Below are 21,130 nucleotides of genomic sequence, written 5' to 3'. Positions count from 1 at the left end.
TGGCCATCGTGGGCTCCTGCCGTTGATGGACGCGGACTTTACTGACTCCCGACGCTTGCTGGGTTCAAATGAGTTTCAGATGATTTCGTACAGAGCCTAGGTGCCTATGGGTGGGTCACCTCGACCACTAACGGGAATCGGGTCAGTATTTCCCTTTGGAGGTAATCAACTTATCCTTGAGCTTTTTGAGTCGGGCAGTTCGTTCGCCGTATAGTTCTAAAAGGCAATCTTCGAACACCTCAAAGGCATCCAGAATGGCCTCTCGCTGGACGTCATTACCGTGTGAGCCCAGATTACCAACCATCCTCAGGGCCGTCATCGTATCGGCATGCTCTGGGTGCGTATGACTGAAAAGCGCTATCCGACCGTTAAGATCCAGCCGATTCAGGACGTTTTTCTTGGTGAGTGCTTCGTGAGGTACACCTTGATCATCCATGATGCGCTCTGCGGTAACCCGAAGCCGGTTTGCCGTTGCATTCAGGTCTGACCAATACAATCCAAATGCCTTTTCCAGCTCACGTTGTATCTCATATGGCATTTGCGTTGGAACGCTGATGATCGGGGGCGCGGGGAAAAAACCGCGAATGTGAAGAAGGGTCATCCACGCGTAAGCATCGACCTCGGGCTCGTAATACTCCTCTGCACTTGTATCGCCAATCGCGAATGAGACCTCACCACAGCTGGCTTCGTCGCACTTCAACTCTACGCTGAACCGCTCCCTCTCCCAGCCAGGTTCATAGTCGTCACGCTGGCATTGGATCTGTGAGAATTCTGGGTGCCTAACTTGAATGTTCGACGGATCCACGATCAATCGCCCACTACGGCATTGGGGGCAACGGAACTTCGGGATGGCGCGTCTCTCGTAGCAGCCTTGCCAAGTTGCTTTATCGAACAAGATGTATTCCTTCTACGTTGAGAAGCGAGGCGCGCCATGCGCCTGACTAAAGATAGCTTCTACCATGCAGTCAACTGAGGTATGAATCGCCCCGGATTCTCTAGACACCTTGCAAACTCGATCCAGGGAAAGCGCTGCTTGTAGGTGTTGCTGCGATAGACCTGCATGATCTGCTCGCATTTGCCCAGCAGATCATCATACGCCAGCTTGCAGGTGATGGAGAGGCTGTCACGACCAGCAACGAATTTTGCAAAACTCGCTTCGCTCGGGGTGCCGCCAGCGATGCGCGCAAGATCCCGCAGCACGTCGACCCCGAAGTCTTGGACGTCGCTGTATTTGCTGGCCTGCACACGCTTCTGGAACGTCACGGCGTTTGGGGTCGCCAGATCCCGCGTGCGTGCGCAACCCATCACGTAGCACCGAGTTCAGCGTGACTTTCAGGCCGAACTGGCGTTCGAATGCCTCTTTCTCCAACGCCTGTGGATGTGCCCAAAGCAGATCGCGAAAATCCGATCATCGACGGGCAGGAACAGCGCGGCACCGGCGGCGCTGGCAATCAGGTTGTCGGGCTGTGCGCCCACCTGCTCCTCGACGAAGGAAATCCAGCCGGGCCTGCTGGTGAAGATCTGGCCGACCAATAACTGCGCACCTTCGCCCTTTGACCAGTCAGTTCGCGTAAGTCGATTGCGACGAGCCCCTGATATGTTACTAGGGCCTCGTCAGCCTCGTAGTCACTACGCAGTAACCGTACGGAAAGCGTCCTGACTTTCTCCGGATTGGCCAAGGCAGCACTCCCTAGACATGCTGATGATCTGGGCTTGGGTTTTGGACCTGTGTGTTTGTTCGTTTGGCTTGGTTTTTTTCTTGGCTTGGGTTGTTCGCTTGGCACGGGCACAACCAGCATTTGGCCATCATGACTATGGGCCAGAAAACGTGTTTTTTCCAGGTGAGGAATTGGCTCGCGTGGACATCTTAGAGGGGGGTTGAGTGATGGACGTGTATCAGGGTGGTGCGGGGATTGACGGTTTATTGGCGATGAGGCGGTTACCGATCGTTCGGTGTTTCTAGGGAGATGGGTGGGCGTTTGTAGGTATCGGCGTCAGGGCGAATGAGGGAGTGCGTAATCCATTCCAGGCTGGTCGGGCGTGAGGCTTAGGGGTAGGACGGGGGGAATCGGGTTGGATTTTGGGTGGACTTATCAGCTGTGCCGGCATGGATGTAGGGAAGATTGCGGGGAAATGGGCTTTCGGCGTCTGAACAAGCCCCTCCATCAGCTCAATTTGCTACTCGAAAGAGTAGGCCTGAAATAGTAGGCCTACTATTTATGCGGGCCTACTGGGGCAAGGAGTGCGCTCGAAATAGTAGTTCCTTTGGGGTGCCTGTGCGAAATCCGCATTCTCGCTGCGATCCCCCAGAGAGGCCGCCCAAGCGACCTTCTGGGTGATGTCCGGGCGATGCTCGCGCCAGAGGTAGTCGAGTTCCTTTTTAAGGGCATCGTGCCCCTGTTTAGTGATGATCTTTGTACTCAAGACGTTCCTCCATCAACACAAACATCAACTCGACAGGGGTCGAACCGCTATCGACGCGCCACTTCGTGGCGGATGCAGCCGTCGTAATAAATCTGCCGGACGCTGTCGGGCTTGAGACGCGAGTCGCTGTCGTAGGTCTGTTCGGTAATACCCAGCGCCATCGGGCGCATCCACTGCTTGGTGAACTTGCGTGCCTGAAGCTTTTGCCGCGCACCATAGCGGGTTACACCCGAAAGCTTCGACGCTTGCGCGCTACCCGCGATGGTCGAGCCCCAGCGGCAAAGGTAGCGTTCACTTTCAGTAGCATTCCGGGCCTGGGCAGACAGTGCAACGCCCGACAGCGTCAGGCAAGCCAGAGCACAATAAACCAATCGCATGCAGACACCACACCTAATCCTTTGATAAGGCGGCGATTCTGCCTGTGAGGCGATGCGGCGGGGGCCAGCATAATGCCTTCTCAGCCGAAGGTGATCAAACCCTGCCGGGCCACCCGCGTGAGGTCGCGAATCACCTGCTCGACCTGCTCAGCGTCAGGTGACTGGATCACTGCCAGATCAAACTGATCGTTGGCGAAATGGCTGAGCGGCTGATGGGCGTCGACAAACTGGATGAGGAAGGCGCAAGAGCCGCCACGGCGACGCGGCCAGCCGTCCAGATAGCGCAACAGTGTCGGCTGATGGGAACCGGCGAGGAGGATTTTAGGATTCTTGCGCGTCAGCACGGTGCTGATCGGGGACAGACGAAGAAGCGGGCGCAGGTTGTTCATGGGTTTTGTCTCTGCCTCAAAAGCTCCGCTGGGCAGCGGTGAGAGGCAACACCGAACCAACGTTTTAGCGGTATTTCGACAAGGTTCGAGCCTTGTCAGGCGCCCCGCAAGTAGTTGTTAAATCGGCGCTTGAGCACGCATCCTAGAGAAGCACGCACTTCATTGTCAATTACCTTGCCCTACAATCCTGCCAAAACGCAAAAGGCCCACGTTCACGTGGGCCTTCAGTCAGGGAGCAGCAGAGGTTATCGCGCGATGACGCGGTCCAGCGACAGCTTGCCCGCGCCTTCAATCAAGACCGCGAGCGCGCCACCCAGCAGGGCCAGTGCGTATTCAAAACCGTTGTTGGCCATGAAGAAGCCGTTGCCGATGTGCACGGTAAAGATAGCCACCAGCAGCAACACCGTCACCAATGCCGCAGCCGGACGGGCCAGCAGCCCGACCAGCAGACCCAGACCGCCAAAGAACTCGGCACCGCCGGACAGCATCGCCATTAGATAACCCGGCGTCAGGCCGAGGCTTTCCATGTACTGCGCGGTGCCTTCCAGACCATAGCCACCAAAGGCGCCAAACAGCTTCTGACTGCCGTGGGCGATGAAAGCGATACCGACAATGACGCGCAGGATGGTCAGGCCGTAACCGGCGCGGGTGGTGAGTACGGATTTAATCAGGCTGTTCATGCGAGTGTGTTCCAGGGTCGATTAAGTGGGAGTGGCACCATCATAATCAAAATGACTCATGTGAAAACACCAATAATTGGCACATACCTATCGAATTGTTCGATCAGCGTTTAGCTGTTGTTTTTCCGGAGCCAGCTTTTTCCAGCGCGTCACGCTGACGGTCGAAGGCCAAGTAGTACTTGTTGACGCTGTTGACGAAGGTCACAACGTTGGCCCCGCCCTGCTCCATCGCGATCCGCTCGGTCTGAAAAAACCACTGATTGGGATTGAGCCCGCGCTTTCGCGCCTCGTCACGCATGCCCTGCACGCGTTCCGGCCCCATGTTGTAGGCCGCCATGGTGAACGCCATACGTTCACGCTCGTTGACGCTGGGACTCGAGAAATATTTGCGCTTGATCAACGCCATGTAGCGTGATCCGGCGCGGATATTGTCATCGGCATTCTGGATATTCGAGACACCGACGCTTCTGGCTGCCGAAGGCGTGATCTGCAACAGCCCTGTCGCACCACCACTGCCCTTCGCAGAAGGATCGAGTTTGGATTCCTTGAACGCCAGCGCTGCCAGATCGAGCCAGTCCATGCCCTGCGCATCGGCATGGCGCTGCAGCATGGGTCGCAACTGTTCCAGGCGCTGAATGTTTCCGCGCACCAGCGGATTGTTGACCCGGTACATGTTTTTGTAAGCCTTTTCGAAGGCCACGTCCTGGCGGTTGGAGGGTTTGTAATCCTTGAGGAAATCATCGATGGTGGCACGCAGAACGGTGGCATTGTCGCGTACGAACCAGCTCACATCGCCATGGGTTTTCAGCGAAAGCCCGCGATCCAGACGCAGTTTCGGCATGACGCCAGCCCAACGCTCGGCAATAGGTTGCTCGACCAGCGTCATCGGGTAGATGCCGGCCTGGACCATCTCCAGCACGTCTTCGACGGCGAGGCTGGGGTCAACCCATTCGATCTTCACCGGCGGCAGCTTGCGCAGTTCCAGCTGCCGATTGACCTGATGCAGCGCTTCGTCTGCGGCACTGCCGGTGGCCAGACTCAGGGTCCGGCCGGACAATTGCTCAACGCGCCGCAGACTACGGTCGCCGCGCAGACCGACCAGCACCAGCGGCACATCATGAATGATCGGACTGCTGGCCTGAACGCCCCTGGCGTCGCTTACATCAAGCAGCTCGCCGGGGGCGATCAGATCACCTTCGCCGCGCTGCAGAGCGCTGAGCAACTGGTTCTTGGCCTTGGGAATGATCTTGAACGTGACTTTCTGCCCGTCGCGGGCATGGCTGTTGAGGTAGCGCTCGAATGCTTCCAGACGGTGGTACTCGACACCGATTTCCTGTCCCTTGACGTCTCCGGAACTGTTGCGGCTCTGATTGACCAGCACGCGCAGCACCTTGCTGCTACGAATCGCGGCCAGATCACGCACGGGAGGCGAATGCGATGTGGCGACCACAGGTCCGGCAGACGTGAGCGGACGTGCGGACACTTCACCCGGGAAGGTCGTCAGAAGCGGCACAAGACAGACAATGGACACGAGCGCGGATCGGATCATTCATTCCCCAGTGGCATCGCCGTTACAGGAAAAAGGAACTCTGGAAGTCACGCAGCAGCATCAACATTGAAGAAAAGCATCGAGTCCTTGAGCTCAACCGTTTGAATAGCCAGCGTTTTCTTGTTTTTACCGAAGCTCTGATATGCTCGGCAGCCTTGTGCTGGAGGTAGCACCATGCAACTCATCGACATTGGCGTCAATCTGACTAACGCCAGCTTCGCTTCGCAGCGACAGGCGGTACTCGACCGTGCCTACGCCGCAGGCGTCGATCAACTCGTCATCACAGGCACCAGCGTAGAAGGCAGCGAAGAAGCCTTGCAGCTGTGTCACGAACTGGACGACAGCGCGCAGCGACTGTTCTGCACGGCGGGTATACACCCTCACTCGGCGAGCGATTGGACCGGCGACACCGAGAAACAGTTGCATGCTTTGCTCAAGGAAAATCGCGTGCGTGCCGTCGGAGAATGCGGGCTGGATTTCAATCGCGACTTCTCCCCTCGCCCACAACAGGAGAAAGTGCTGGAAGCGCACCTGGCCATGGCCGTGGAACTGCAACTTCCTGTGTTCCTGCACGAGCGCGACGCCAACCAGCGAATGATGGAAATCCTGCGCGATTACCGCGACCGCTTGCCTGCCGCAGTGGTGCATTGCTTCACTGGCGAGCGGGCTGCGCTGTTCAGCTATCTGGACCTGGACCTGCACATCGGCATCACCGGCTGGATCTGCGACGAACGCCGTGGCACGCATCTGCACCCACTGGTCGGCAACATTCCCCGCGGCCGGCTGATGCTGGAAAGCGACGCGCCTTATCTGCTGCCACGCAGCCTGCGGCCCAAGCCGAAAAACGGTCGCAACGAACCGGCCTATCTGCCCGAAGTGCTGCGCGAGGTGGCGCTGCATCGAGGCGAATCACAGGAAGATCTGGCGCGCCACAGCACAACATGTGCCCGTGAGTTCTTCGGCATGCCGGTTGTGGAACGGGCCGTTCAGGAAAATCCGCGGTTTTCTTGATCCGCGTCAAAGGTCGCTTCGAGGACCGGAATACAGTAGTGGCACCTTGCTGCTATTTTCACCGTTTACCGAAGAAGACCCCTCATGCGCTCATGGCTTGGCAACCTGTCACTCAAGTACAAATTCTGGGCGGTGAATGCAGTCGCGTTCATCACCACCCTGCTGCTTGTGCTCTACGCCGTTCATCTGGAGCAACAGTCGCGTGAGGAATCCGCGCACGGCGTGGCACAACTGATCGCCCGATGGCCCACCACCCAGCCACTGCCAGCCAACAGCGCGGCGCTCATCCTGGCACCAGCCTTCACCGATGTGCTCGAGCAGCATTTCGCTCACTACGCCCTGGCCGTTTTTGTCCTGATGATTGTCATGCTCGGTGCTTCGCAGTTGCTGATCCGCTTTCTGCTCAGCCAGCTCAACACGCTGAAGGACGTCATGCTGCATGTCGAACGGAGCGGTGACCTTTCAGCCCGTGTGCCAAACCGCAGTGACGATGAAGTCGGGCAGATGGCCAAGGCGTTCAATGCGTTGCAGGCCGGGTATCAGCGGGTGGTTGCGACCGTTTCGCAGACCGCCATCCGGCTTGATCAGGGTGCCGCGCACCTGGCGTCCGGCATGACTGAAGTTCGACATGGCATGCTCGGCCAGCAGAGCGAAACCGATCAGGTCGCCACTGCCATCAACGAGATGACCGCCACCGTGCACCACATCGCCCAGCACGCCACCACCACACGCGATCAGTCACAGACCGCCGATGCGCTCGCAGGCAGCGGCAAGGCCGTGGTGGACCGTGTGCAAGTGTCCATTGCCGGACTGTCCAGCGGCGTGCAGCAGACTGCCGAGATGATTCAACGCATGGCCGCCGACAGCCAGAAGATCAACGGTGTGGTCAACGTGATTCACAGCATTGCCGAGCAGACCAACCTGCTGGCGCTCAATGCCGCTATCGAGGCGGCGCGGGCTGGCGAGATGGGACGCGGCTTTGCCGTCGTCGCCGACGAAGTACGCAACCTTGCCAAACGCGTGCAGACGTCCACTGACGAAATCACCACCATGGTTTCCGCCTTGCAGAGCGGTACACGCGATGCCGTGGATTTCATGCAGGACAGCTCGTACAAGGCCGATGAATGTGTGCAGCAGGCCCGTGAAGCAGGCGAAGCCCTGGCGGCTATTGCCAGCGCCGTGGCGCAGATGCGCGAAAGCAATACGCAAATCGCCGTGGCCGCTCAACAACAGAGCCAGGTCGCGGAAGAGATGAACCGGGCGGTGGTGAGCATTCGCGATGTGACAGAACGCACCGTGGTCCAGACCGTGGACTCGGCCACGACCAGTGGCGAACTGGCGGTACTGGCGGGCGAGCTGAACACCGCCATCGGCCAGCTCAAACTGTAAACGGCTGTCTGTAAACGCTATCACACCGATAGTCAGACTTGACTCGCAGCCTGTCCGGGTTGGACCTACTCTTCAAGCATTGAAACACGCGTCGAATGCATTGAAGAGGACAGCAGTATGGACAAGCGACTCCCCAATCCACACACATGGCAGTGGCGCAGTTACGCAGACAACCATCGGCATCCGACCAATCTGGCCTTGCAGCTGATTGCCTTGCCCCTGTTCGTTCTAGCGGCCCTGCTGATCGCTGACGGACTCTTTTCGTCAAGCGTCCCATCGTTTGCCATAGGCGTCATCGGACTGGTCGCGGCGCGGGTATTCCAGCGCCGCAATAAGCCCAGCTGACGGGATCTGCATCGCGCCCATCAATGGCTAACTTCAGGCCATCAAGGGAACAGCATCTGCAGAGTGACGTCCGCACGGGTGTCCAGCAGCTTGGCAAACACCTGTTTTATGCTGCTGTTGTAGTAATAGGCATCGACTGCTGACTGTTGCAACGCCTCCGGTGTGCCCACATCGTTCAGCGCAGTGCCATCACACAGCACGGCGTTCGGTGCTTCAGCGCCAAGGAGAGTGACGTAGTAGAACGGCTCTGCAGGCGCATAGTTGTCGTAGAGGCGCTGTACACGAATGCTCTGACCCGACTCGATCCCGGTATGACTGATTTCAGTCAGCCGGTAGCTTTTGCCGGTCGCATATTCGGTCGTATAGCCGTCATCCAGGTACAGGCTGTAAGTCGAATCCTGACCCGGATAAATATTGAAGGTGAGCGGATTGATCGCAAGCTGGCCGACCCATTGTTCCAGTTCACGCATCGGTAAAATCGCTCCCGCCCTTATGTAGACGGGGACCCGATCCAGATCGGCATAATAGCCCGTCACCAGAGTCCCGCCTTCAACAGGCGCGCCCAAGGCATCGTCATCATCCACAAATGCATACCATTGCGAGCCATTGGGCAAGTAGATGTCCCGGCTGGGCGTGGTGGGTGGATTGGCCGTGGCATGGGCAGTCAAAATCGGCGCGACCAGAATATCCCGCCCTACGAAAAACTGATCATCCAGATGTTGATAGACGCCAGGATCCTGCGGGTCATTGAGGAACAATGCCCGGGCAACCGGCATGCCCGTTTGAGTCGACGCGTACAGCGCATCGTAGTAGATCTGCAGCATCCGATAGCGCAGCTCGATGTACTTTCGGCAGTTGCCGGGCACAGGCTCGGCGTAATTGAACGGTTCCTGAAACTGCTTGACGTAACCGTCGTAGTGATTGCGATACCACGGCAGAAAGGAGCCGAGTTGCATCCAGCGAGTGAACAACTCGTAGTTTGTCACCATGCTCTGTCCAACGCTGCCTTCGCCAGGCCCGAAGCCGCCTATGTCGCACCCTGAAAGGGGTATGCCGGACAGCCCGAGATTCAACACCTGCGGCAGGTTGATCCGCAAAAAATCCCAGCTTGAGGCAGAGTCGCCGGTCCAGAGTGCCGAATAGCGTTGCAGTCCGGCATAGCCGCCGCGGGCAATGATGAAGTTGCGTTGCTGCGGACGCAGTTGATCGAGACCGTCGTGGGTTGCCCCACTGAGCAGCAGGGCAAACGCATTGTGAACCTGGGCGTGCGGCACGGACTCGCCGAAACTGGTCACCAGAAGGTCGAGCGGCGCCGTTTTCCAGGGCGACAATACCAGGGTTCCGCCTTCAGGCGGTTTTTCCCCATAAGGCGGACTCTCGCTGGTTGTGTCGTTGGCAGCCTGCTGCATCTGCGGCGTATCGTAGTAAGAGTAAATGGCCGGGTCTGTCATGTCCTGCCAGACCATTTCCAGACCGGCAGATAACAGATACTGGTACTGCTGCCCCCACCAGGCGCGTACTTCCGGTCGACCGAGGTCGGGGTAGTAGCCTCCTGCGCCCAACTGGGTGCTGCCGGATCCATCAGGTTTCAGCGGAGGATACGGATAAGGGTTACTGCCATAGTTGACCCCATAGTTCTCCTCGCCTACAAACAGCGAGCTGTCAGGGATGCCAGCACGGCTATTGGTCAGAAAATAGCCTTTGGCGACGCCCTCATCCCGCGTGGGATAGGGCGTTTGATTACCGTCCTCGTCCAGAGGGTTGCTGGTGATCATCGCGGTAATGTTGGTGCTGCACTTGAAACCCTGGGTCTTGAGGCTTGCGAACATTGCACCAAGGTCACCGAACTTGCTGTTGCTGCTGGTGAACGTCCGGTAGTTGTTCTGCAGGTCGATGTCGATGTGCAGCCCGTCGATCGGAATATTGGCATTGCGGTACGCCGCGGCGGCAGCGGTCAGTTTCTGCTGGTCGTAATAGCCATAGCAGCCCTGGTGGTAGCCCAAGACGTATTTGGGCACGAACGTCGGCCGCCCGGTCAGTTGAGTGTATTGGTCAATCACCTCGGAGGTCTGACTGCCCAACATGAAGTAATAATCCAGCTCGCCATACAGCGCGCCAAAATAATACATGCCGTCCATGTTCGAGTAGTCATTGGCCCCCAGGTTGAAATAGGACTGGGATGGATTGTCGAAAAACAGTCCATAACTGTACATCGATCCGGCGTTTTCACCCTGTGGGTCAGGGTTGTTTTCAATCAACAACGGCACCGAACAGTAAAGCGCTTCGCTTGGGTTGAGCGGTCCGGACTGCTCGCCATCGGGTAGCGGACCTGACGCGTACTCGAAGTTATCGAAGTTGAACTGCGTCAGCGTAAAGCCGTTTTTTGCCAGCTGCGCACCCGCTTTTTCGCCGAAGCCAAAGTAGTAGGCATTCGCTGGGGTTTTCTTGAAGTTGGCAATGACTTCCTGACCTGGCAGATAGACCAGGTTGTAATTGCGGTTTTCATCAGTGGTGTCGCTATGAATCAATTGCAGACCGTTACCCTGATCACGCAATACCTGCAGCGCGTAGGGTTTCAGGCTGATTCGAACCTGCATCGAGCCCGTGTCCACAAGCAGAACATCCGATGTGTCCTGCAAAACATCAAGCGTTACGGCCCCCAGCTCACGGTTGACCACTGCATACGAGTTGTCAGTGTCATAGGTTGCATTGGCGGCAGGATTGAAGCGCACCCGAAAACAGCTCGCTGACAGGAACGACACCATCAGGCTGACCTGATTATCCTGCGCCTTGAGCAGGAACGCGTTACCTGAACGAGTGACTTCACTGACGTTACCGAACGGCGTCCAGTGCCCGAGGTTGGGCGTGAACGCGTTGGTGTTTACAAACTGGTAGGAACCGGCAGGATCGGTCTTGAGAAAATCCCTGGCTCCATTTGCAGCCAGGTAAGCGTTTTGGGCGGGTGTCCGACTCATGATAAAGCTCCTTGAATTTCGCAGGACGCAGTGCTGACGCACACGGCCCGGCCGGCGCTCTGCGAGCCGCCTCCGGGGTGCTGTATCAAGCCCCTGTCAGGGAGCCGATTGGGTCTGGGGAGCGGCGGTCGGGTAAGGCTGGAACGCGGCGCGCATCTGGAAAAGCCAACTGAAGTCAGATGTCTTCGGACCGCTGAAAACCGCTGTTCTGGTGCCATCGGGGCTGGTGGTGAACGAGTTGGCGATGCCTGCCGAGTAATGGCACCCCATGCAACTTTCCGTGGCGAAAAGCCTTTCTTCAGGTCCTGCGGGCGAGCCCTCTTCCTGAGTGCCGACCGTCTGATTACCGCCCTGAAAATAGGTTTCCATGACGGAGTTGGTCAAAAAGACGGGCGTCGGCTTGCCGCCTGATTTGTTTTCGACACTGCCAGGCAGAGTGTCAGGTCCTGGCGTGGTAGGCGGTGCGCTCGGGTCCGTTGGCCACTGGGTGTTTATCAGCTCGTAATATTGCCAGACTGACTTGATCTCTCGCAGCTTGCTCTGCACCTGCTCGTTGAGCTGACGGGTAGCGTCGGGGATCGGAACGGCACGGGCAATCTGAGTCCGTTTCTTGCCGGTTGCCGCGTCCTGAGCCGGAGGGTAAGTGTTGACCAGGCAGGTTTCACAATCGGCATTGTTGAACGAGGCACGCAACGGCTGTTCCTTGCCATCGACCGTGACGGTGTCCAGCGAGTTGACCTGAAGGTTGTCGACGTGTTCGAAGGTCGACCACACCCATTGCGGGCTTGAACCGGTCTTGTGGCTGATATGCATGCCGACCAGCCCCACCGTCACTTTGCGCCAGCTTTTACCATCGCCGTCGAGCACAACGGCCTGACTCGTAAAATACCGTTGCGCATTGTCACCGGCCGCGGCATCAAGAACTTTCCAGGCCAGCTTCAGCTCGATGGCCCCTATCTGTCCGGGATCATTGAAAATGCCCGCTGGCAGGTTTATCGCATTGTGGTTGCTGGCAAAGGCAATTTGTCCGTCAAGGTTGTAGAGTTTGTTTTGCACGATGTACTGAGTTTCTGCGTCGTTGAGCAGAATCTCATAGAAGACGACGTTTCCGTTCTGGTCCCAGATAGGGTGAGAAAAGGCTTGCTGGGTGTCATCCAGCGACGTCAGTTTCTGAGTTGCGCTGACAATCGACAGCACACGGGTAGACCGGTCGGTGGTTGAAAGCGATCCAAGCGCCACTCCGTGACGCGAGGCGACAGCCTGTCGGGATGGCTTGGCTGTCAGCAACTCACCGGGCGCGGGCGGCTGCCCCTGTTCGCGAAACACCTCGGAAGACTCGTGCCAGCGTAGCCAGGCAGGCGGGCCGAACGCAGTGTCGGTAATGACGGGCGCAGACTTGCCCTGTTCGCCCGTCGGCCAGTTCATGGCAAGAAACTGTTGCCAGGAAAAAACATCGAATGCTCGCTGCGCCTGCGCCACCTTCCCCTCTTTCATCAGCGTGCCGATTTGCGCAGGATCGACATCCGACGGGATGACCGGACTGAAAGCAAACAGCTGACGGGGTGGCGATGCGGGGACATCCTGTGCCGATGCCTGAGTGAAAAACAGCGAAAACAACACGCCGCACAGAATGCCACATCCGGTGTTGCGCAAGATCGGGTTGGCTTGGGATTGCGGGACAGGTTGCCGCGCAGTGAAACTACGACCGCTGTACATATCCATATGTAATGCCCTATGACTGGCGTACGCAGAAAAGCGGAATGCCAAGAGGCTCCTCGCGAGCAATTCCGCTCAGTCGTCAGGGCAGACAATTGCCTTTGCCGCCATGGCAAGACATGACACTGATGCCCGGAAATCAGAGACTCGAACGCTGGGGGGAGACATCGGCGTGGCTATGTGCCATTGGCACGCATCTGGGTATAGCAGCCCGGTTCAGGTTGTCAAATACCCACGATCGAGAAGCGCGTCACTGGCTTCTAACCAAACACCGTCACCGTCTGACGGCTGATCGCAATCAATTCTCCCTCAGGCGTCCACATTGCCGCAGCGGTATGCCCATAACCGTCACGCGCATGCTCGATCACCGCGCGATAGCTGCACCACTTCAGGGTATCGAGCACCGGCTGTGGCTGCACGAACTCGATGGTCCAGGTCAGCGAACTGCCGGGGGCAGGTCTGTTCAGGTGCGGCAGTACCGCGGGCGGCCAGGTATCGACCAGTGCCAGAATATGCGCCTCGGTCATCGGCTGCGATTGTGAGGTGTCCCTGAAGCGGGCGTAACCGCCGACGGCGGGTGACGGCGTGTTGCTGAAAGGCAGGCCACCCAGCGCCCAGCGAATCTCCATGAAGCGCAGATACTCCGGCATGATGCCGCTGACGAAGGGCAACTCGGGACATGCGTCGACCGGTTTGAGCACGGGTGCAGCGTCTGCCTTGACCGAGATCATCGACTCCCTTGAGGCGCCGAAACTGCCTTGCATCAGCGTCATGACCTGACCGTTCTGCACAGCGCGGCCAAGCACCTGACTCACCGCCTTGCCATGCCGCAGAATTTCGACGTCGAACGAGATGGGTACACCCGGTTCTGCAGGCCCGACAAAGGTGATTGCCAGTGAACGCACCGGTCGTCCTTCAGGTACCTGGGCGCGCATAGCCTCGTAGTTCAAGGCCGCCATCAGCCCGCCAAAGCAGGCCCGGCCTTGAGACCATTCGGCAGGAATGATGACAGAGCCGGGGTTGTCACGTACCGCGGCGATCAATTCGGAGAAGGTCATGGGCATCCCTGCAAGGTTCAATGTGAATAGGGATGATGGTACTCATCCCTTCCCTTACTGGCATGCTACATATCGGCCATTAGTGCGGCCTGAATGACCTGTTTGTTGTAGGAAAAGACTTCATAGAGCCTGCGTTCAGAAACAGGCCTTCGCCAGCCGCTTCAATGAGGCCTCGGCCTTGCGCTCGGCACGCACGATCCCGATCTGCCAACCGGCAATGCACGGCGCCAGATCAGGTTGTTCACCGGCCTGCGCCAACCATTGCAGGTGGTCATGCCAGTCACCCAGTTCGCTCTGCGCCGACTTGAGGCACGCCTGCATGTTCTTCGGCTGATGGCTCAGTTCCGGATAAGCCTCGGCGGCGTAACGCACACGCTTGATCAACAGGCGCAGGTCATGGCGATCATGACCGGGCTCGGCAATCGCGGTGCGCAATTTGCGCCACTGTTTGTCCATGCGCTTCTCGATCGTCTTGCGCAACCCACGCAGCAAACCCTGGCGCTGCTGCATGCGCAGCATCGTCGGGAACTGGTCGATCAATGTCAGCAGTCGGGTCAGCTCGCTGGACTTCGCCACGCGAGGACAGGCGCTGCTCAGGTGGTCATGACGTTTGCGAGCAGCTTCGGTCAGGCCTTGTTCGTCGAGAAACGCAGCCAATACCTGCATGTCACGCAATGGCGTGGTCATCTGACCCACTGCCTTGGCGGCTCCTTCCAGTTGCGTGGCACCGGAAAACTCGCGCAGCGGCCTCAGTACGCTACGCAGACGGCGTACGGTGGTGCGCAGATCATGCAGCGCTTCACTGTCGGTCGAGACGGCCAGGCGTGCCTGACAGGCAAGCAGTTTGACGTCCAGCGCCAGGACTTCAGCGACCAGATGATCCACCATTGAAGACATGCGATTCCCCCTTAGAAAACTCAAGAATGACTGTTTCGGGACGACGAGAGCCGCCATGGCAAACGACGACGCAGTGCTTTGAGACGACTTCGCAAAAGACTTGAAGAGCCTGGATGTCCGGCATAACGCTGCGCCTGAAACTCATCGATGAAGGCGCTGATGGCTTCGGCATGCTGCGGCAGTAACAGCACCGCACGCGCACCAAACGCCTCAGCACCTTCGCCCGGCATACGACGCAGACCATGGCGAGCCAGCAAGCGTTCAAAGGCATTGAACAATCGCAGCTGCGAATCGCTTTCCCGCTGCCACGGCTTGAACAGCCACAAGGCAACCAGCCCCAGAGAAAGCGCGATCCCTGCGACGAACACCGGCGCCTGAAAACCCGAGAACCAGCGGCTCAATACCTGTAATTGCTGCTGGCCCTGATAGCCCAGCACCCAGCGTTGCCAGCCGTAATTGAGGTTATCCCAGCTCAGGCGCATGGCGTTGATCCAGGGCACGTGCCGATAGCGCAAGGCAGACATGGGCGAGTCCTGAAGAAAGTCCTCATCGGCGGCCAATGCCTGCTCCAGCCCCTGCTCGATACGCTGGGGCGCGACGGCTGCGGTCGGATCGATACTGCGCCAGCCAACGTCCGGCTGCCAGTATTCGACCCAGGCATGGGCATCGAACTGGCGCACGGTGAGGTACTGACCCTCTGGGTTGAGTTCCCCGCCTTGATACCCGGCCACCACGCGTGCGGGAATCCCGGCTGAGCGCAGCACGAACGTCATCGCCCCGGCGTAATGGGCGCAAAAACCTCGGCGGCTGGAAAACAGGAATTCGTCGATGCTGTCGTTGCCCAGCGAATCGGGCTTGAGCGTGTAATGAAACGGCTGACTGGCGAAGTAATCCAGCATGGCTTGCGCCAAGTCATCGGGCCGGGCGTAACGACGTCGCAGCTCATCGGCCCATTGCCTGGCCTGCGGGTTACCTTTGGCGGGCAGTTGCAGGTCCTGACGTTGAATCTGCTCGCTGAGTTGCGAATCGCGCACGCTGTCAGGCCACGACGTGACGCTGTACAGCAACGACTGCTCGACAGGACGCCTGCGCTGCAATCGAAAATCGCTCATCTGACGCACGTCAGACAAAGGGGTTTCGCCAATGTCCAGACTCGGCAGCCAGGGTCGGCCGCTGGCTTCCATGACGATGCTGTAGACCACCGGCTGGCCGCGCTTGAGCCATTGAGGCACCTGCACGGTCTGGGCGCGTGCCGACTGCGACCAGCGCCGGCCGTCAAACTGCTCCAGCGTCAGACCGCGCCAGTACAGTTGATTGCGCGCCGGTACAGGCCCTTCGAAACTGGCGCGAAACACCAGCGCAGGCGAGCGGCTCAGTTCGGCCATGTCCCCGGGTGCCATGTTGTCGGAAAGCCCGGTTAACCCTTTATTGCTGGGCTGCGGCAACGACCAGAGCGGATCCAGACGCGGAAAGAACAGAAACAGCAGAATCATCAGCGGCACGGCTTGCGCCATCAGCTTGAACGCCAGCTTCAGGGTTCCCGAAGGCTTGCTGGCCAGATCCGACTGCTGCAGGCCGATCAAGGCCGCCAGCAGAGCACCGATCGGCAGCAGGCTGAACAGCGCCCACAGCAGGTTATCCTCGAACAGATAGCCGACCGCCACGCAGAAAAAGCCGAGAAAGATCAGCACCCGCGCATCGCGGTGCGTATTCATTTCCAGCATCTTCAGCACAAATGCCGCCACCAGCAGCGCCGCGCCTGCATCCAGTCCCACCAGACTGCCTCGCGCCAGATAGACCCCTGCGGCCGTGCCGACCAGCAATCCGGACTTGACCCAGGTGCCGGGCAAACGCACACGCATGCGAAACGCCTGGACACGCCATACGCTGCAACCCAGCCAGAGCGCCATGATCGAGGCCGGTACGTGTAACGCAAACGGCACCACCACCAGTGCCTGCGCCAGCAACAGCCAGGTCAGGCTGACCCGGGGAATCGGCTGGCTTACCGCAGCGTTGGTCGTCATGGCCGCTGCCCATACAAGGCCAACGCGCGCAGACAGGCTTCCCGATGCGCATCGCCGACGTCCACGCTGGACAGAAAGCCCGGCAAGCGCAACGCAAATGGCTGGCGACGCTCGGACAGCTCCAGCACCCAGTAGCACAGACGCGACAGGCGCTCTTCGATAGTGCCGCCCAACGCCAGAAAATCCAGACACAGCTCATGCCCGCTCAGATCAGTGAACGCCTTGACCAGCAGTCCCTGCCCTCGCGAATAAGCCTTCCAGTGCAGTCGCCCGCGGCTGTCCCCCGGCTGGTAGACACGCAATCCCTGATAGTCATCCACACCGGCGCCCTGAGTGGCGTGACCTTCATCTTCGGCGTGGGGTTGCACGCCGTTGAGCAGCGGCATCGTACCAACCAAAGGCCGCGGATAGATCAGCGCAGTCTGCTCGAGATCCAGCCAGGTCCAGGCTCGAAAAACACCTAGCGGAAACACGCTCTCCACACGCAGCCGAGGCGCGCGCAGCCAGCCTCGACGCTCGGCCGGCAGTGTCAGTTCGACCTCGGTCAGTCCCTGGGCGCCGACGTCGCCATGCTGCAGGCTGCCCGCCTCCCAACCCAGCCCGAGCGCCTGATGTGCATGGCGTGCGCTTTCAAGGCGCAGACGCAACTGCACGGCCTCGCCGACGAAAACGGAGCGCGCCGGTCCGGCACTGAGGATCAGCCCGCTCAGGTTGCGGTAAGTATGCAAAATCGCCAGCACCCCGACCGACAACAGCAGGAAGGTCAGGCCATAGGCAAGGCTGTTCTGATAGTTGATCGCGACCAACAGCATCAGGACCAGCACGACCATGAAGGTCACGCCCGTGCGCGTCGGCAGAATGAAGATGCGTCGATGATCGAGCACGATGCGCGACGCCGCAGGGATGCGTCTTGCCAGCCAGCGTTGCCAGAACGGTTTGAGCGGCGGAATCAAAGCACCGGCACCTCACGCAGCAGCCATTGCACCAGTGCCCCGCCGCCATGGCCGGTCGGATCGGTGCGTTCGCGCAGACGATGCCCCACTACAGATGGCAGCACCGACTGCACGTCTTCCGGGATCACATAATCACGGCCCGCCAGCATGGCCCAGGCTCGCGCCGCCGCCAGAATCGCCAGACTGGCACGGGGCGACAGTCCGTAAGCGAATTGCGGCTGGCTGCGGGTCGCATCCACCAGACGCAGCACATAATCGACCAGCGCATCGCTGGCCCGCACCTGACGCGCTTCGGCCTGTAACTGGCCGAGCATGGCGTGATTCAGAATCGGCTGCAGGCGCGGCAACAACTCACGGCGCGACTCGCCCAGCAGCAGCGCTTTCTCGGCAGCCCGGGCCGGATAGCCCATGGAGATACGCATCAGGAACCGGTCCAGTTGCGACTCGGGCAAGGCGAAAGTGCCGCCAGAGCTGAACGGGTTCTGGGTGGCGATCACGAAAAAAGGATCCGGCAACAGACGGGTCGCCCCCTCGATGGACACCTGCCCTTCCTCCATCGCCTCCAATAGCGCGCTCTGGCTCTTGGGCGTGGCGCGATTGATTTCATCCGCCAGCACCAGTTCGGCAAAGATAGGCCCCGGATGAAAGGTGAATTGCCCCGTATCGCGATCAAACACCGAGGTGCCGAGGATGTCGCCCGGCAACAGGTCGGAGGTGAACTGGATGCGCTGATAGCTCAGGCCCAGAATCTTCGCCAGCGCGTGGCTGAGTGTGGTTTTGCCCATGCCGGGCAAGTCTTCGATCAACAGATGTCCGCCACCGATCAGGCAGGTCATCGCCAGACGCACCTGTGCTTCCTTGCCCAGCACCACCTCATTGATGGCGCTCAGGCATGCTTCGAGTCTTTTGCCCATTGATACGCCTCCCCGGCAACTGCTTTATGGCTGGTCACGCACGACCAAGGATGCCAAACGTATGATCACTTTACGGTTAGCGTAGGCCGTTTCACCAGAGGAAGTAGGGATTTGCTGAAGCGGGATCAGGGATTTGTTGAGAAGACGTTAAAACGAAGACGGGCAAGCACACGGAATGCGCCTGCCCGATGGGGAACGATCAACGACCGGCGCGCGACTCACGAATATAGAAACGGGCCTTTTCGGACTTCTCGGTGCAGCCTTCGAACGCTTCGAACTGCTGCTGGGTCTTGGCACCTGTCAGCAGCGAGAGGGCCTTGGAGTAACTGACGGTTCCGGCAAAGCCTTCGGCCTTGGCCAGATCAAGCTCATGCCAGGCCGCATCGAGTTGCGTGGCACAGCTGTCCCGATACCCGGTCTTGCCAGCACAACCTGCAAGAACCACGATGAACAATGGCAGACAGATCCAGGCTTTCATGGGGTGTTACCTCAAGTAGAAATTGAATTGTGCGGCTTTGACGGCAATATTGGCTGAAAGTGCCGTCATGCGCGGGCCCAAGGGTAACTGTTTTCGACTGCTTGCGTGGGGGCGTCGCACATGACAGATAAGTTAAGTCAATGCTCAGGAGCGCTCGGATGAAAAAACGCATCGCACTGGTTCTGGGTTCCGGGGGCGCCCGCGGTTACGCGCACATCGGCGTGATTCAGGAACTGGAACGACGAGGTTACGAGATTGCCTGCATCGCAGGCTGCTCGATGGGGGCTGTGGTAGGCGGGATCTACGCAGCGGGCAAACTCGACCGGTACAGCGAATGGATCGAGAGCCTGGATTATCTGGACGTATTGCGCCTGGTGGATGTGAGTTTCCGGCTGGGTGCGATACGCGGCGAAAAAGTGTTCGGCCAGATCCGCGACATCGTCGGCGAGATCAACATCGAAGACCTGAAGATTCCTTACACAGCGGTGGCGACCGACCTGACCAATCAGCAGGAAATCTGGTTTCAGGAAGGCTGTCTGCATCAGGCGATGCGCGCCTCGGCCGCCATTCCGAGCCTGTTCACGCCGGTCATGCAGGGAGGCCGGATGCTGGTCGATGGCGGTCTGTTGAATCCCCTGCCCATCGTGCCGGTGGTGTCCAGCCATTGCGATCTGATCGTTGCGGTGAACCTCAACTCGACCCACCAGCAGCACTATCAGTTGCCGATCATCGAACGTCCGCCCGCGGTAAAAAAACGCTTCGACCTGCTGATCAACTCGCTTGGCTCGCGCCTGCCGTTCCGCCGCAAGCTGGAAACCACGGGCGTTGCATCAATAACGGCTGAGGCCAACAGCCTGAAATCCGCCGCGGCCCGTGTACCCAACCCCTGGCTGGGCGAGGTCAGTGCCGATCCACAGGGCCAGCAAACCTCTGCCGCGCCACAGGCTGAGGGCGCGCCGAAATCGGCGAGCGGCTCGGTCATTATCGATAACGTCGGGCCTGCTTCGCTGCTGGACTTGATCAACCAGAGCTTCGAGGTGATGCAGACGTCGCTGGCGCAGTACAAGATCGCCGGGTATCCGCCGGACATCCTGATCAACGTACCAAAACGCGTGTGCCGGTTCTTCGAGTTCTACAAGGCCCCGGAACTCATCGCCCTGGGCCGTGAAATTGCCCGCGATACGCTGGACCGGTACGAGAGTCAGCGTTAGATGTCGGTTCAATCCCTGGACAGCAACCGATACCCCACCCCCGCCTCAGTCAGGATGAACCTCGGCGCGGTCGGGTCGTCGCCCAGTTTCTGACGCAGGTGCCCCACCACAATACGCAGGTAGTGGCTGTCTTCAGTGTGGGTCGGGCCCCAGATGTCCTTGAGCAGTTGCTGCTGGGTGATGACGCGTCCGGGATGGCGCGCCAGTTGTGCGAGGACCGCGTACTCCTTGCGGGTCAATGCCACTTCATTGCCGTCCAGCGATACGCGGCGGTACGCCAGGTCCACCGTCAGCGGGCCGAAGGTCAATGCGGCGTCGGGCTTTTCACTGCCGCACGACTGGCGCAACAGTGACCTGATCCGGGCCAGAAACTCTTGAATCCCGAAGGGTTTGGTCACGTAATCGTTGGCACCGGCGTCCAGCGCCTGGACCTTCTGCGCTTCGCTCGCACGCACCGAAAGCACCAGAACCGGCACCGTCGACCATTCACGAAACTCGCTCAGCACCTGCTGACCATCCATGTCCGGCAGCCCCAGGTCGAGCACCAACAGATCAGGTTTGTTCAGCGCCGCCTGAGTCAGCCCCTCCGCTCCGGTGGCCGCTTCCAGAACCTTGTAACCCTGGGACACGAGGCTGATACGCAGGAATTTGCGTATCTGCGGCTCATCGTCGATCACCAGAATGGTTGCTGTCTGACTCATGAGTGCGCGGCCGTTGCAATACGGTGATGGCCCACAAGC

19 protein-coding genes and 1 pseudogene are annotated in these 21,130 nt (G+C 59.1%); 4 read left to right on the top strand and 16 right to left on the bottom strand.

Annotated elements, in window-relative coordinates; all coding sequences use genetic code 11:
• Positions 1-142: 142 nt before the first annotated feature.
• The 7 genes and pseudogenes from KDX39_RS13885 to KDX39_RS13855 all read right to left on the bottom strand — a co-directional run bounded on the left by KDX39_RS13885 (position 143) and on the right by KDX39_RS13855 (position 5,419).
• Entirely contained in the window at positions 143-895 is a 753-nt protein-coding gene (locus tag KDX39_RS13885) for a DUF4145 domain-containing protein (protein WP_231660742.1), read from the bottom strand.
• 59 nt (positions 896-954) lie between these two features.
• Positions 955-1,599, bottom strand: a pseudogene (locus KDX39_RS13880) (DUF6119 family protein).
• A 618-nt stretch (positions 1,600-2,217) separates the two neighbouring features.
• Positions 2,218-2,424: a transcription elongation factor GreAB gene (locus tag KDX39_RS13875; RefSeq protein WP_269439899.1), complete on the bottom strand. Its 207-nt coding sequence runs from the start codon at positions 2,422-2,424 to the stop codon at positions 2,218-2,220.
• Between the two features lie 47 nt (positions 2,425-2,471).
• On the bottom strand, positions 2,472-2,801 hold the full coding sequence (locus tag KDX39_RS13870) for a hypothetical protein (RefSeq protein ID WP_099227337.1): 330 nt from the start codon (positions 2,799-2,801) through the stop codon (positions 2,472-2,474).
• Positions 2,802-2,881: 80 nt separating this feature from the next.
• Positions 2,882-3,190, bottom strand: coding sequence for a hypothetical protein (locus KDX39_RS13865; RefSeq protein WP_004887734.1), 309 nt, complete (start codon positions 3,188-3,190; stop codon positions 2,882-2,884).
• 245 nt (positions 3,191-3,435) lie between these two features.
• Positions 3,436-3,870 carry a DoxX family protein gene (locus KDX39_RS13860; RefSeq protein WP_099227335.1) on the bottom strand — a complete coding sequence of 145 codons (435 nt, stop codon included), beginning with the start codon at positions 3,868-3,870 and terminating at the stop codon, positions 3,436-3,438.
• Between the two features lie 103 nt (positions 3,871-3,973).
• Complete coding sequence (locus KDX39_RS13855) at positions 3,974-5,419, bottom strand: transglycosylase SLT domain-containing protein (RefSeq protein ID WP_231660741.1); 1,446 nt, start codon at positions 5,417-5,419, stop codon at positions 3,974-3,976.
• A 174-nt stretch (positions 5,420-5,593) separates the two neighbouring features.
• Here KDX39_RS13855 and KDX39_RS13850 point away from each other — a divergent pair, with 174 nt between their 5' ends.
• The 3 genes from KDX39_RS13850 (at position 5,594) to KDX39_RS13840 (ending at position 8,164) form a co-directional block, all read left to right on the top strand.
• Positions 5,594-6,430, top strand: a complete 837-nt coding sequence (locus KDX39_RS13850; RefSeq protein ID WP_231660740.1) for a TatD family hydrolase — start codon at positions 5,594-5,596, stop codon at positions 6,428-6,430.
• Between the two features lie 84 nt (positions 6,431-6,514).
• A complete protein-coding gene (locus KDX39_RS13845; RefSeq protein ID WP_231660739.1) occupies positions 6,515-7,819 on the top strand; it encodes a methyl-accepting chemotaxis protein in 1,305 nt (434 codons plus the stop codon).
• A gap of 117 nt (positions 7,820-7,936) precedes the next feature.
• Positions 7,937-8,164 (top strand): hypothetical protein, encoded by a 228-nt coding sequence (locus tag KDX39_RS13840; protein WP_442964542.1) that lies wholly within the window; start codon positions 7,937-7,939, stop codon positions 8,162-8,164.
• 41 nt (positions 8,165-8,205) lie between these two features.
• Here the strand turns inward: KDX39_RS13840 and KDX39_RS13835 are convergent, their stop codons facing one another.
• The 8 genes from KDX39_RS13835 to KDX39_RS13800 form a co-directional block, all read right to left on the bottom strand.
• A complete protein-coding gene (locus KDX39_RS13835) occupies positions 8,206-11,139 on the bottom strand; it encodes a glycoside hydrolase family 31 protein (protein WP_231660738.1) in 2,934 nt (977 codons plus the stop codon).
• A gap of 96 nt (positions 11,140-11,235) precedes the next feature.
• Positions 11,236-12,861, bottom strand: coding sequence for a hypothetical protein (locus tag KDX39_RS13830; RefSeq protein ID WP_231660737.1), 1,626 nt, complete (start codon positions 12,859-12,861; stop codon positions 11,236-11,238).
• Between the two features lie 254 nt (positions 12,862-13,115).
• On the bottom strand, positions 13,116-13,913 hold the full coding sequence (locus KDX39_RS13825) for an acyl-CoA thioesterase (RefSeq protein WP_099227375.1): 798 nt from the start codon (positions 13,911-13,913) through the stop codon (positions 13,116-13,118).
• 135 nt (positions 13,914-14,048) lie between these two features.
• Positions 14,049-14,810 (bottom strand): CHAD domain-containing protein, encoded by a 762-nt coding sequence (locus KDX39_RS13820; protein WP_231660736.1) that lies wholly within the window; start codon positions 14,808-14,810, stop codon positions 14,049-14,051.
• 20 nt (positions 14,811-14,830) lie between these two features.
• Positions 14,831-16,834 (bottom strand): transglutaminase TgpA family protein, encoded by a 2,004-nt coding sequence (locus tag KDX39_RS13815; protein WP_231660735.1) that lies wholly within the window; start codon positions 16,832-16,834, stop codon positions 14,831-14,833.
• Positions 16,831-17,787 (bottom strand): DUF58 domain-containing protein, encoded by a 957-nt coding sequence (locus KDX39_RS13810; protein ID WP_231660734.1) that lies wholly within the window; start codon positions 17,785-17,787, stop codon positions 16,831-16,833. Before KDX39_RS13810 ends, KDX39_RS13815 begins: the two co-directional genes overlap by 4 nt.
• Positions 17,784-18,701, bottom strand: a complete 918-nt coding sequence (locus KDX39_RS13805) for an AAA family ATPase (protein ID WP_099227326.1) — start codon at positions 18,699-18,701, stop codon at positions 17,784-17,786. Before KDX39_RS13805 ends, KDX39_RS13810 begins: the two co-directional genes overlap by 4 nt.
• Before the next feature lie 199 nt (positions 18,702-18,900).
• Positions 18,901-19,179 carry a hypothetical protein gene (locus KDX39_RS13800; RefSeq protein ID WP_024687857.1) on the bottom strand — a complete coding sequence of 93 codons (279 nt, stop codon included), beginning with the start codon at positions 19,177-19,179 and terminating at the stop codon, positions 18,901-18,903.
• A 158-nt stretch (positions 19,180-19,337) separates the two neighbouring features.
• Between KDX39_RS13800 and KDX39_RS13795 the strand changes: the two genes are divergently transcribed.
• A complete protein-coding gene (locus KDX39_RS13795; RefSeq protein ID WP_231660733.1) occupies positions 19,338-20,390 on the top strand; it encodes a patatin-like phospholipase family protein in 1,053 nt (350 codons plus the stop codon).
• Positions 20,391-20,398: 8 nt separating this feature from the next.
• Here KDX39_RS13795 and KDX39_RS13790 read toward each other — a convergent pair whose 3' ends face one another.
• On the bottom strand, positions 20,399-21,091 hold the full coding sequence (locus tag KDX39_RS13790; protein WP_210042489.1) for a response regulator: 693 nt from the start codon (positions 21,089-21,091) through the stop codon (positions 20,399-20,401).
• Positions 21,092-21,130: the final 39 nt, after the last annotated feature.

Source organism: Pseudomonas sp. CDFA 610 (assembly GCF_021147865.1).
GTDB classification, from domain to species: domain Bacteria; phylum Pseudomonadota; class Gammaproteobacteria; order Pseudomonadales; family Pseudomonadaceae; genus Aquipseudomonas; species Aquipseudomonas alliivorans.
The sequence above is the reverse complement of the archived record's forward strand: the minus strand, read 5'-3'. Positions and strand labels throughout refer to the sequence as shown.

Excerpts from the sequence above, each read along its gene's own strand:
- KDX39_RS13870 (WP_099227337.1), bottom strand. The coding sequence starts at position 2,801 with ATGCGATTGGTTTATTGTGCTCTGGCTTGCCTGACGCTGTCGGGCGTT.
- KDX39_RS13865 (WP_004887734.1), bottom strand. The coding sequence starts at position 3,190 with ATGAACAACCTGCGCCCGCTTCTTCGTCTGTCCCCGATCAGCACCGTG.
- KDX39_RS13860 (WP_099227335.1), bottom strand. The coding sequence starts at position 3,870 with ATGAACAGCCTGATTAAATCCGTACTCACCACCCGCGCCGGTTACGGC.
- KDX39_RS13855 (WP_231660741.1), bottom strand. The coding sequence starts at position 5,419 with ATGATCCGATCCGCGCTCGTGTCCATTGTCTGTCTTGTGCCGCTTCTG.
- KDX39_RS13850 (WP_231660740.1), top strand. The coding sequence starts at position 5,594 with ATGCAACTCATCGACATTGGCGTCAATCTGACTAACGCCAGCTTCGCT.
- KDX39_RS13845 (WP_231660739.1), top strand. The coding sequence starts at position 6,515 with ATGCGCTCATGGCTTGGCAACCTGTCACTCAAGTACAAATTCTGGGCG.
- KDX39_RS13840 (WP_442964542.1), top strand. The coding sequence starts at position 7,937 with ATGGACAAGCGACTCCCCAATCCACACACATGGCAGTGGCGCAGTTAC.
- KDX39_RS13835 (WP_231660738.1), bottom strand. The coding sequence starts at position 11,139 with ATGAGTCGGACACCCGCCCAAAACGCTTACCTGGCTGCAAATGGAGCC.
- KDX39_RS13830 (WP_231660737.1), bottom strand. The coding sequence starts at position 12,861 with ATGGATATGTACAGCGGTCGTAGTTTCACTGCGCGGCAACCTGTCCCG.
- KDX39_RS13825 (WP_099227375.1), bottom strand. The coding sequence starts at position 13,913 with ATGACCTTCTCCGAATTGATCGCCGCGGTACGTGACAACCCCGGCTCT.
- KDX39_RS13820 (WP_231660736.1), bottom strand. The coding sequence starts at position 14,810 with ATGTCTTCAATGGTGGATCATCTGGTCGCTGAAGTCCTGGCGCTGGAC.
- KDX39_RS13815 (WP_231660735.1), bottom strand. The coding sequence starts at position 16,834 with ATGACGACCAACGCTGCGGTAAGCCAGCCGATTCCCCGGGTCAGCCTG.
- KDX39_RS13805 (WP_099227326.1), bottom strand. The coding sequence starts at position 18,701 with ATGGGCAAAAGACTCGAAGCATGCCTGAGCGCCATCAATGAGGTGGTG.
- KDX39_RS13800 (WP_024687857.1), bottom strand. The coding sequence starts at position 19,179 with ATGAAAGCCTGGATCTGTCTGCCATTGTTCATCGTGGTTCTTGCAGGT.
- KDX39_RS13795 (WP_231660733.1), top strand. The coding sequence starts at position 19,338 with ATGAAAAAACGCATCGCACTGGTTCTGGGTTCCGGGGGCGCCCGCGGT.
- KDX39_RS13790 (WP_210042489.1), bottom strand. The coding sequence starts at position 21,091 with ATGAGTCAGACAGCAACCATTCTGGTGATCGACGATGAGCCGCAGATA.